Below are 9,933 nucleotides of genomic sequence, written 5' to 3' on the forward strand. Positions count from 1 at the left end.
AGATATTTGTTGAATGGCTGCGTCGGAGGTGTTTGCTGTGGCAGAGAAAGAGACTAAAGAAGTCGTGGTGAAGATCCCCAAGCGGATGCTTCAGTGTGACGGGGACTCCGTCGCCTACGACCGGGCGGAACAGGACGGGTACGTCTACCTGACGACCACCCGGAAGACACGGAAGGAACAACCAAATCTTATACGGGAAGCCATCGTCCAAGGCTACGTGGAGATGTCGCAGATCAATCTTTCGATCGCTTCCGAATGTTTGTACGCGGAATACGAAGCGGAGCACGCGTGGCGCAACTCGTAATCGGAGGATGAGATTTTGGCCATAAAACGCGGGGACATTTTCTTTGCAGATCTGTCGCCGGTGAAAGGTTCTGAACAGGGCGGGAAACGACCCGTCCTGGTTATTCAGAACGATATCGGCAATCGGTTCAGCCCCACAGTGATCGTTGCAGCCATTACGGCCCAGATACAGAAAGCCAAACTGCCCACCCATGTGGAAATCGATGCGGTACGGTACGGATTGGACAAAAACTCCGTCGTCTTGCTGGAGCAAGTCCGGACGATTGACAAATCCCGCCTTTCCGACAAGATTACACATCTGGATGAAGAAATGATGCGGCAGGTGGAAGAGGCGCTTGAAATCAGCCTCGGATTGGTGAAATTTTAAGCATACATACTCAAGAATGCCGCCCGGCAAATGCCGGGCGGTTTTTCTTGCATCAGCAGTCCCGGCTGCCGGCAGATCCTTACCGGGAATTTTCATCCCTTCATTTGGAATGCAATGAGTCGATGCTTGTGTGGGATAATAACGTGTGGATACACAGCGCCGGGAGGTCCGCCAAAGGACGGCACCGGTGAGACTGTGCGGCCCGCCCGTGCCGTATAGAATTATATGGTTCTCCATATCTCGCAAAATGAGTGTGTTCCGGCCGAATTTTCGTTACAATGTAAGGAACAGTCGGTATAAGGAGGCTATCAAAGCCATGTATAGAAAAGTTCCTCAGTTTGTCGAGACTCACCTGGAAGAGATCATCGACAATTGGAAACAGCGCATGAAAGATGAGCATGGTGAAAAATTCTTCCACATCATGCCGGAAGAGGTCATCGAGCGGACCAGCCGTGATTTTGCGGACCTCGTCGTATCGAGCCTCACCGAAGAGACAGGCCTATACGAGGAAAAGCTCCACAACTTCTCCGAACGCATTGTACGCCTCGGCTGGTCGATCACGCTTGTCATGAAGGCGATTGAGAATTTCTCGGACACGCTCTATGAACTGCTGCGAAAAGCTGAAATTCTCGACGACGGCAATGTGGCCGAATACTTTGATATCCTGAACAACTGGATCAAGCCGCTCCGGCAGGAAGTTGTTGAAATGTACGCCCACACTTGGGAGCGCACGGTCAACCTTCAGAAAATCGCCCTGCAGGAGCTGTCGGCTTCCCTGATTCCGGTATTCGATAAAATTTCCGTCATGCCGCTTGTCGGCACGATTGATACGGAACGCGCAAAGCTGATCATGGAGAACCTGCTGGAGGGCGTTGTCCGACACCGCGCCGAAGTTGTCCTGCTCGACATCACGGGCGTTCCAGTCGTCGACACGATGGTGGCGCACCACATCATCCAGGCTGCGGATGCGGTCCGCCTCGTCGGCGCGCGATGTATGCTAGTCGGGATCCGGCCGGAAATTGCACAGACAATCGTGGCGCTCGGCATCAGCCTGGAAGACTTTACGACAACCAGCACGCTGCAGAGGGGCATGCAGGAAGCCCTGGCGCTGACGAACCGAAAAATCGTGGAGGTGGATGAAAATTGAACATGCGTATCCCGATCCTAAAGCTGAAGGATATCCTGATCGTTTCACTCCAATGGGAGCTGGACGACCAAACGGCGATCCAGTTTCAGGAGGACCTTCTGGAAAAGCTGCATGACACGTCGGCCAGAGGCGTGGTCATTGATCTGACGCCGATTGATTTCATCGACTCCTTCATCGCAAAAGTGTTGGGGGATGTCATCAGCATGTCGGGCCTTATGGGTGCCAAAGTCGTCATCACCGGTATTCAGCCCGCCGTTGCCATTACGCTCATCGAACTGGGAATCCGTCTGGAAAATGTCATGACGGCCCTCGATCTCGAAAACGGAATGGACAAATTGCAACATGAATTGGAGGCTTAACGATGGGGTACCGGTCTTCAGTTGATATCCATACAGAATGGGACATTGTCGCTGCGCGGCAGCTGGGCCGGAACGAAGCAAAGAAAGTCGGCTTCGGTACCGTTGACCAGGCCCGCATCACTACGGCAATCAGTGAACTCGCAAGAAATATTTATTTATATGCAGGAGCCGGAAAGATTGAGATCGAACGCCTGAATGATAATGACCTGTTCGGAATCGCCATCATCGCATCCGATGAGGGCCCGGGAATCCCCGATGTCAGGAAAGTGATGGAAGACGGTTATTCGACATCCGGCGGACTCGGTGCCGGAATGCCCGGGGTCAAGCGCCTGATGGACGACTTCCGCGTGGACACCGAAAAGGGCAAGGGCACGAAGATCACAGCAGTCAAATGGCTCCGCTGACAGGGGGATGAATCAAGATGCCTCAGCAGACGGAAACAGAATACAAAGAGATTTTGAGGCAATATCTGGAAAGTCAATCAGAACAGAATCTGTACATGGGCGAGGCATTCAGCCGGAAGCTGATCGAGAAGGATATCTCGCCCGAAGAGGTCATCAGCATACATAAATCCGCGCTCAAGGATGTATTGCCCGGCCTTCCTTCGAAAGTCTGGCATTCTTTCGATTTCCTTATCGAGATGATGATCCGTTACGGTCTCGCATTAAAGGAGCATCAGTCTCTCGTCAAACGCCAGGAAGAGATGCAACTCGAGATGGAAGTGGCATCGAAAGTGCAGGAGACGCTGCTGAAAACGAAGATTCCGGTCGTCGAAGGCATGGACCTGGGATATGTAACCGTGCCATCGCGCACAATGAGCGGGGATTATATCTACTTTGTCGGAAACGATATGGATGAGGCGGGCGTGGCTGTCGCCGATGTTATGGGCAAAGGCATCCCTGCAGCCCTTTGCATGTCGATGGTCAAGTTCGGCATGGACAGTGTCCAGCATTCATCTGAAGGTCCTTCCGGCGTTCTTTCGGTTATTAACCGCATCGTCGAAAAAAGCGTCAATGATTCGATGTTCGTCACCATGATGTACGGACGCTATGACGCGAAAAGCTCGACCTTTTCCTATGCCTCCGCCGGGCACGAACCGGCGCTTCATTACGTGGCATCGGAAAATCGTTTTGTGGAACTGGATGCCAAAGGGCTGCTGCTCGGCGTTTCGCCGGATGCCCGCTATGAGGAGGGGAGCGTGGCCCTTGAGCGCGGTGACTTCATCGCCATCATGACCGACGGGGTGACCGAAGCACGGACGCCGGAAGGCTTTGTCGAAAAGGACACCATCCTCGAAATCATCAGCAGCGTAAAAGACCGCCCCGCCCAGGAAATGGCGGAGCATGTCTTCGCCGAATTGGATCGCATGCAGGGCTTCCGTCTCCAGGACGATTTCTCACTGGTGATCTTAAAAAAAGAATAATTGATGTTTGAATTTCTTCGTAAGGGGTAAAACCTTGATGTTGTGTTCAAATGGAGTTCTGGTTTTGGGACAAAAAAATAGAGTGAGAAATTTAAAGAAGAGGTGTGGAAATGAACCTACAAGTAGATCTGAATAGAGAAGACAGTGTACAGCATTTTAAAGTGATCGGTGAGATCGATGCGTTCACGGCGCCGGCCCTGCGGGAGAAGCTTGCAGAACATCCCGTTGAAAAAGGCATGAAAGCAGAAATCGATCTTTCGGACGTAGAATATATGGACAGTACGGGTCTCGGCGTATTCGTCGGTTATTTCAAGCAAGTGAAGGAAACCGGCGGCCAAGTTAAAATCACCGGGCTTTCGCCGCGGCTCAAGCGTCTGTTCGATATCACAGGCCTCAATGAAGTCATGGATATCGAAGAACATAAAGATGATAAAGGTGGGTTAAATGATGCAACCGTATGACTACGTGGAGATCCGTGTGCCGGCAAAGGCCCAGTACGTGGGTGTGGCGCGGCTCACGATCTCCGGCCTTGCAAGCCGGCTGGGCTTCACCTATGACGATATTGAAGACATGAAGATTGCTTCGAGTGAGGCCATCACAAATGCGGTGCAGCACGCCTACAAGGAAGACGAAGAAGGTGAAGTCGTCGTCGGGTGTGCACTGTATGAAGACCGGATGGAGATCATGGTGGCCGACCATGGTCAGAGTTTCGACTTTGAAGCGACTAAAAAGAGTGTGGGGCCATACCACGATCACGAAGAGGGCATGTTCCTCCGGGAAGGGGGTCTCGGCCTCTACCTGATCGAGACGCTGATGGACGAAATCAAGATCCACCATGATGAAGGTGTTACCGTCTTCATGACCAAATATCTCGGCGGAGAGCAGGTGGAAAAGGATGTCGAAACAGTCTCCTCCTGATTCCAAATCAAAAGAACAGGTGTTGGGCTGGATCAAGGCTTTCCAGGAGAGCGGTGATGAGGGAGCACAGACAAATCTCGTTCTCCATTATGAGCGGCTTGTCCAGTCGATCGCCCGCAAATACTCCAACGGAAAATCCTATCATGAAGACATCGTGCAGGTCGGCATGCTCGGACTTCTCGGCGCCATCCGTCGATACGACCCTGATTACGGCCGCAGCTTTGAGGCATTCGCCGTTCCGACGATCATCGGGGAGATCAAACGTTTTCTCCGGGACAAAACTTGGGCGGTCCATGTGCCGCGAAGGATCAAGGAACTCGGTCCGAAGATCAAGTCTGCCGCTGAGACACTGACCAACGAGCTTCAGCGCTCGCCGAAGGTTCAGGAGATCGCGGATTACCTCGAGGTGGATGAAGACGACATCCTTGAAGCGATGGAGATGGGCAGAAGCTATCAGGCCCTGTCCATGGATCATTCGCTGGAGGCTGACTCCGACGGCAGCACAGTCACCCTGTTCGATATTATCGGGGATACTGATGATGGCTACGAAATGACGGACCAGAGACTGATCGTGGCAGAAGCGCTCAATGTCCTGTCCGAGCGTGAAAAGCAGATCATTCAGTATACATACATCGAACAGCTAAGCCAGAAGGAAGCGGGGGAACGGCTCGGGATCTCCCAGATGCACGTATCCCGGCTTCAGCGGAAGGCCATCAAGAAGTTGCAGGAGGCCATCGCGGCGGCTGGTGGTGGGCCTTCTTGAAGACGGTGAAGGATGACCGGGTGGAAGCGTACATTTACCAGGAAGCGAAAGAGGGAAACAATGAATCGGGCGATGTATACTTTACATTCGTCCATGAAGATTATTTCTTGTGCGCGATTGCGGACGGACTCGGCAACGGGCCGATTGCGAGGGAGTCGGCGGAGGTCGTGCCGGAGATTCTGGAGCGCCATCATGACGAGTCCATCGACCAGCTTCTCAGCCGGTGCAACATGCATATGCACCAGAAGCGGGGGGCTGCCGTCGCGATCATCAAGGCGTATTTCAAAACGTCCAGGATCGAATACAGCTGCGTCGGCAATGTCCGGTTCTATCTCTACCGTCGTTCGGATGACAAGATGATCTATCCGCTCCCGGTTATGGGCTATCTGTCCGGGCGGCCGCAGAAACTTAAGACACAGGGCTATGATTACGGTCCCGGCGATTTGTTTCTTCTCCATTCGGACGGCGTGGACATCCGAAGCCCGAAGGCGTTCATGCAAAGCAGCGCCGGTGCGTATGACCTGTACAAGAAAGTGTTTGAAACCCTTGAACACGGCGACGATGCCACCTATATCGCAGGAAGCCTGCTCCGCTAAATCCGCGGAGCGGGTTTTTTCGTCTTCCGGCCAGCCGGTCGGGGTTAGCTTGCATTACATTCGACTGGCATCCGTCTCGGGAGCGGAATGCGCCTATGGGGAATCTGCCGTGCGCGGGTCGGTTTATGATAAAGTGAACGGGTAGAGAGCGGAACGAAAGGGTGAGAGAGGTGCAGGAAAAAGAACTGATCCAGAAAGCGGCGGCGCGCGCGGGTGTGCGTGCGGGCCAGGCGCAGGCGGTGATCGGACTGCTGTCGGAAGGCAAAACAGTGCCGTTTATCGCACGTTACCGGAAAGAGGCAACAGGCGAACTTGATGAAGTGCAGATCAAGGCGGTCGAGGACGCCCATCGCTATCTTTTCCAGCTGGAGGAGAGGAAAGAGGAAGTCATCCGCATCATCTCGGAACAGGGGAAGCTGGATGGAAAACTGGAAGAGGCGATCCGCGGCGCCGATGTGCTGCAGCGGGTGGAAGACCTTTACCGGCCTTATCAGAAAAAGCGGAAGACCCGCGCGACAGCGGCAAAAGAACGGGGCCTTGAACCATTGGCGGACCTGTTGCTGAGCGACTTGAAACAGCATCCTGAAGCGGCCGCCGGGGAATTTGTTGATCCCGGCAATGAAGTGCCCGACGCCGAGGCCGCCCTGGCCGGCGCACGGGACATTATTGCGGAGCGCATTTCTGATGATGCCGCGGTCCGTGAGAGGATCCGCAAAGCAATCCGCCGGGACGGGTTCATTGTTACATCCCGGAAGAAGGATGCAGAGGACCCCAAGGGTGTCTTCGAAATGTACTATGAGTATGAAGAACCGGTGAAGCAGATCAAGCCGCACCGTATACTCGCCGTCAACCGCGGCGAGAAAATTGGGGTGCTGAAGGTGGCGGTTGCTGCGCCAGACGAGCGGCTGGTCGAAGAAATACGCCGCCTCTATCTCCGTTACCCCGGATCCGCAGCGGCCGAAGAAGTGACGGAAGCCGCTGCGGATGCATATAAACGCCTGCTTCTCCCATCAATCGAACGGGAGATCCGCGGCGAGCTGACGGAAAAGGCGGAGGAACAGGCGATCAGGATTTTTTCCGAGAACCTGAAAAGACTCTTGCTCCAACCGCCGATGAAGGGCAAAACCGTTCTCGGCGTGGACCCGGCCTACCGGACCGGCTGCAAGCTCGCCGTCGTGAGCGACACCGGCCGGCTGCTTGAGCTGGGTGTCATTTATCCGCATACGTCATCAGATACGGAAGGTGCGAAAAAGAAAGTCCTCGGGATGCTCGAAAAGCATTCCGTCTCCATCATCGCAATCGGCAACGGCACCGCTTCGCGTGAGACCGAGCAGTTTATCGCTGATTGCCTAAAGGAGACGGACGGCGGGGCATCCTATGTGATCGTCAATGAAGCGGGTGCAAGTGTGTACTCCGCATCGGAAGAGGCGCGCCGTGAATTTCCGGAACTCCAGGTCGAGCAGCGCAGTGCCGTCTCCATCGCACGCAGACTCCAGGATCCACTGTCGGAGCTCGTAAAGATCGAGCCGAAATCGGTCGGGGTCGGCCAGTACCAGCATGATGTTTCGCAGAAAAACCTTGGGGAGCAGCTGGACTTTGTCGTCGAAACTGCTGTAAACCGTGTCGGTGTCGATGTGAACACCGCTTCGGCATCGCTGCTTCAACATATATCAGGACTTTCCCGCACGGTCGCTGACAATATCGTTGCAGCCCGCGATGAGCTCGGACGCTTCAGTTCCCGGGCCCAATTAAAGAAAGTGCCCCGCCTTGGGGCCAAGACATATGAGCAGGCAGTCGGCTTTCTCCGAGTGCCGGAAGCGAAAAATCCGCTGGATGCCACCGGTGTACACCCGGAAAGCTATGCGCTGGCGGAGGAGATCCTTAAGGTTGCTGATCTGGACAAGAAAGACATCGGAACTGAGCTAGCCGCTGAAAAGCTCGGGGAACTGGATGCTGGGGAAGTCGCAGAGGCTATTGGAGCTGGTGAAGTCACTGTACGGGACATTATCGAGACACTCCGGCGCCCTAACCGAGACCCGCGGGATGAATTCCCTCAGCCGCTTCTGAGAAAAGAAGTGCTGACAATGGATGACCTGAAGCGCGGCATGGAGATGGAAGGGACTGTCCGGAACGTCGTGGACTTCGGCGCATTTATAGACATCGGCGTCGGGGACGACGGCTTGCTCCATGTGACCAAAATGAGCAAGGGACGCATCCGCCATCCACTGGATATTCTTGCTCCGGGAGATGTCGTCACGGTTTCAATTGATGATGTCGACCGGGACAAGGGCCGGATTTCCCTCACCATGCTCAGCCGGGCAGAGGAAGAGGACAAGAAGAAACAGGAAGAACAGCGCAGGCGCCAGTCTGAGGAGCGGAAGAATTCGGCAAAGAAGCTTTCCGACCTCAAGCCGGGTGTCCAGGTAAAAGGGCAGGTGCGCCGCCTGAAACCATACGGTGCTTTTGTTGATGTCGGAGCGGGGAAGGATGGGCTGGTGCACATCTCCAAGATGGCGCCGGTCCGTGTCGAAGATCCGGGTGACATAGTGCAGCCCGGAGATACTGTTGCTGTATGGATCGAATCCGTCGATACAGCCGCCTCGAAAATCTCCCTGACGATGATTGACCCTGCAGATAAGAAGGGAAGCAGAAAACGCCGTGGATGAACAGCAACTCCAGCAGCTGACTGAATCGATTTCATTGGAATCGTTTGGCCGCACATTCAGGCACCGGGTCTATTTTAATCCGAGGCTCAGGACGACCGGCGGCAGGTACAGGCTCCACGACCATGACATTGAGATCAATCCTGAAGCTTACAGGAAGTATGGTCTGGAAGAGCTGACCGGGATCATCAAGCATGAGTTATGCCACTATCATCTTCATATAGAAGGAAAGGGATACCGGCATCGGGACAGAGACTTCCGGGAGCTGCTGAAAGAGACCGGTGCACCCAGGCATTGTTCCGTCATCCGAGAACCCGTCAGATGGAAAACAAAGCATCTCTATCGTTGCACGGATTGCGGGCAATCCTACCTGCGGAAGATTCGGATGGACACGAGCCGATACCGTTGCGGAAGATGTCACGGACGTATTCAAAAAGTCGAATAGAGTTGAAGGAATCAGCCCTTGCCGGACGGTGAAAACCGTTGCGCGGCAAGGGTTTTGATATTTTTATAAAAAAGTTGGCGAAAAGTGTTGACGTTTTTTCGTATGCCCCCTATAATAGGACAAGTCGACAAGAGATCACACGAAAGCCTGAGCGGCTAAGTGCTCTAAAGACATCACATATGGCCCCTTGGTCAAGCGGTTAAGACACCGCCCTTTCACGGCGGTAACACGGGTTCGAATCCCGTAGGGGTCATCATAAGGGGGAGGACGCCGGGCTCGTGCCCGGCTGTCCGGAAACTCCCTTTCATACATAGGTGGTCCCGTGGTGTAGCGGTTAACATGCCTGCCTGTCACGCAGGAGATCGCGGGTTCGATTCCCGTCGGGACCGCCATTTATTCTGAAGCCAATGGCTGAAGGATGATATGCGAGCCATTAGCTCAGTTGGTAGAGCATCTGACTTTTAATCAGAGGGTCGCAGGTTCGAGCCCTGCATGGCTCACCACCCTTTAATGAAACGGTTTAAAAAAGTTGAAAAAAGATGTTGACTTTCCTGAAACAAGGTTATATAATAAATCTTGTCGCTGGAACGAAACGCGAAAAACAGCTTCTTAAAAACCGAATCACTTTTAACATGCGGTAGTGGCGGAATGGCAGACGCGCTAGGTTGAGGGCCTAGTGGGAGTTAAATCCCGTGGAGGTTCAAGTCCTCTCTACCGCACCATTTATTTTAATATTGTGTGCGCCCGTAGCTCAATTGGATAGAGCGTCTGACTACGGATCAGAAGGTTGTGGATTCGACTTCTGCCGGGCGCGCCACTTTGCGGGTGTAGTTTAGTGGTAAAACCTCAGCCTTCCAAGCTGATGATGAGGGTTCGATTCCCTTCACCCGCTCCATTATTTTTATGAAGTTATGAACCTTGAAAACTGAACAGCAAAACGCTGATGAAT

11 protein-coding genes, 6 tRNA genes and 1 pseudogene are annotated in these 9,933 nt (G+C 53.7%); all 18 read left to right on the plus strand.

Going from position 1 to position 9,933, the window contains the following annotated elements; all coding sequences use genetic code 11:
• The first annotated feature begins 28 nt into the window (after window positions 1-28).
• The 18 genes and pseudogenes from AC6CHQ_RS13895 (at window position 29) to AC6CHQ_RS13980 (ending at window position 9,879) form a co-directional block, all read left to right on the plus strand.
• Window positions 29-315, plus strand: a pseudogene (locus AC6CHQ_RS13895) (transcriptional regulator).
• 4 nt (window positions 316-319) lie between these two features.
• Window positions 320-670, plus strand: coding sequence for a type II toxin-antitoxin system PemK/MazF family toxin (locus AC6CHQ_RS13900; RefSeq protein WP_008301460.1), 351 nt, complete (start codon window positions 320-322; stop codon window positions 668-670).
• Window positions 671-986: 316 nt separating this feature from the next.
• Window positions 987-1,817 (plus strand): RsbT co-antagonist protein RsbRA, encoded by an 831-nt coding sequence (rsbRA, locus tag AC6CHQ_RS13905; RefSeq protein ID WP_498081841.1) that lies wholly within the window; start codon window positions 987-989, stop codon window positions 1,815-1,817.
• Window positions 1,814-2,176: an STAS domain-containing protein gene (locus AC6CHQ_RS13910; RefSeq protein ID WP_424237700.1), complete on the plus strand. Its 363-nt coding sequence runs from the start codon at window positions 1,814-1,816 to the stop codon at window positions 2,174-2,176. The genes rsbRA and AC6CHQ_RS13910 overlap by 4 nt, the downstream gene beginning before the upstream one ends.
• A gap of 2 nt (window positions 2,177-2,178) precedes the next feature.
• Window positions 2,179-2,580 carry an anti-sigma regulatory factor gene (locus AC6CHQ_RS13915; RefSeq protein WP_424237701.1) on the plus strand — a complete coding sequence of 134 codons (402 nt, stop codon included), beginning with the start codon at window positions 2,179-2,181 and terminating at the stop codon, window positions 2,578-2,580.
• A 17-nt stretch (window positions 2,581-2,597) separates the two neighbouring features.
• Complete coding sequence (locus AC6CHQ_RS13920) at window positions 2,598-3,599, plus strand: PP2C family protein-serine/threonine phosphatase (RefSeq protein WP_498081842.1); 1,002 nt, start codon at window positions 2,598-2,600, stop codon at window positions 3,597-3,599.
• 110 nt (window positions 3,600-3,709) lie between these two features.
• Window positions 3,710-4,060 (plus strand): STAS domain-containing protein, encoded by a 351-nt coding sequence (locus AC6CHQ_RS13925; RefSeq protein ID WP_092055457.1) that lies wholly within the window; start codon window positions 3,710-3,712, stop codon window positions 4,058-4,060.
• Window positions 4,047-4,517, plus strand: coding sequence for an anti-sigma B factor RsbW (rsbW, locus tag AC6CHQ_RS13930; protein WP_092055458.1), 471 nt, complete (start codon window positions 4,047-4,049; stop codon window positions 4,515-4,517). The genes AC6CHQ_RS13925 and rsbW overlap by 14 nt, the downstream gene beginning before the upstream one ends.
• Complete coding sequence (gene sigB, locus AC6CHQ_RS13935) at window positions 4,495-5,280, plus strand: RNA polymerase sigma factor SigB (RefSeq protein WP_251239450.1); 786 nt, start codon at window positions 4,495-4,497, stop codon at window positions 5,278-5,280. Before rsbW ends, sigB begins: the two co-directional genes overlap by 23 nt.
• Window positions 5,281-5,285: 5 nt before the next feature.
• Complete coding sequence (locus AC6CHQ_RS13940; RefSeq protein ID WP_349773653.1) at window positions 5,286-5,876, plus strand: PP2C family serine/threonine-protein phosphatase; 591 nt, start codon at window positions 5,286-5,288, stop codon at window positions 5,874-5,876.
• Window positions 5,877-6,046: 170 nt separating this feature from the next.
• On the plus strand, window positions 6,047-8,542 hold the full coding sequence (locus tag AC6CHQ_RS13945; RefSeq protein WP_424237703.1) for a S1 RNA-binding domain-containing protein: 2,496 nt from the start codon (window positions 6,047-6,049) through the stop codon (window positions 8,540-8,542).
• Window positions 8,535-8,984 (plus strand): SprT family protein, encoded by a 450-nt coding sequence (locus AC6CHQ_RS13950; RefSeq protein ID WP_092055469.1) that lies wholly within the window; start codon window positions 8,535-8,537, stop codon window positions 8,982-8,984. The genes AC6CHQ_RS13945 and AC6CHQ_RS13950 overlap by 8 nt, the downstream gene beginning before the upstream one ends.
• A gap of 181 nt (window positions 8,985-9,165) precedes the next feature.
• A tRNA-Glu gene (locus tag AC6CHQ_RS13955) sits at window positions 9,166-9,237 on the plus strand.
• Window positions 9,238-9,300: 63 nt separating this feature from the next.
• A tRNA-Asp gene (locus tag AC6CHQ_RS13960) sits at window positions 9,301-9,376 on the plus strand.
• 35 nt (window positions 9,377-9,411) lie between these two features.
• A tRNA-Lys gene (locus AC6CHQ_RS13965) sits at window positions 9,412-9,487 on the plus strand.
• A gap of 131 nt (window positions 9,488-9,618) precedes the next feature.
• Window positions 9,619-9,706, plus strand: a tRNA-Leu gene (locus AC6CHQ_RS13970).
• A gap of 18 nt (window positions 9,707-9,724) precedes the next feature.
• Window positions 9,725-9,801 (plus strand) — tRNA-Arg (locus AC6CHQ_RS13975).
• 4 nt (window positions 9,802-9,805) lie between these two features.
• Window positions 9,806-9,879: transfer RNA gene (locus AC6CHQ_RS13980), tRNA-Gly, on the plus strand.
• Window positions 9,880-9,933 lie beyond the last annotated feature (54 nt).

Source organism: Bhargavaea sp. GQ12 (assembly GCF_059758705.1).

What these genes read in the sequence shown, in the direction of transcription:
- rsbRA (WP_498081841.1), top strand. Translation starts at nt 987, where the DNA reads ATGTATAGAAAAGTTCCTCAGTTTGTCGAGACTCACCTGGAAGAGATC.
- AC6CHQ_RS13915 (WP_424237701.1), top strand. Translation starts at nt 2,179, where the DNA reads ATGGGGTACCGGTCTTCAGTTGATATCCATACAGAATGGGACATTGTC.
- AC6CHQ_RS13920 (WP_498081842.1), top strand. Translation starts at nt 2,598, where the DNA reads ATGCCTCAGCAGACGGAAACAGAATACAAAGAGATTTTGAGGCAATAT.
- AC6CHQ_RS13925 (WP_092055457.1), top strand. Translation starts at nt 3,710, where the DNA reads ATGAACCTACAAGTAGATCTGAATAGAGAAGACAGTGTACAGCATTTT.
- rsbW (WP_092055458.1), top strand. Translation starts at nt 4,047, where the DNA reads ATGCAACCGTATGACTACGTGGAGATCCGTGTGCCGGCAAAGGCCCAG.
- sigB (WP_251239450.1), top strand. Translation starts at nt 4,495, where the DNA reads ATGTCGAAACAGTCTCCTCCTGATTCCAAATCAAAAGAACAGGTGTTG.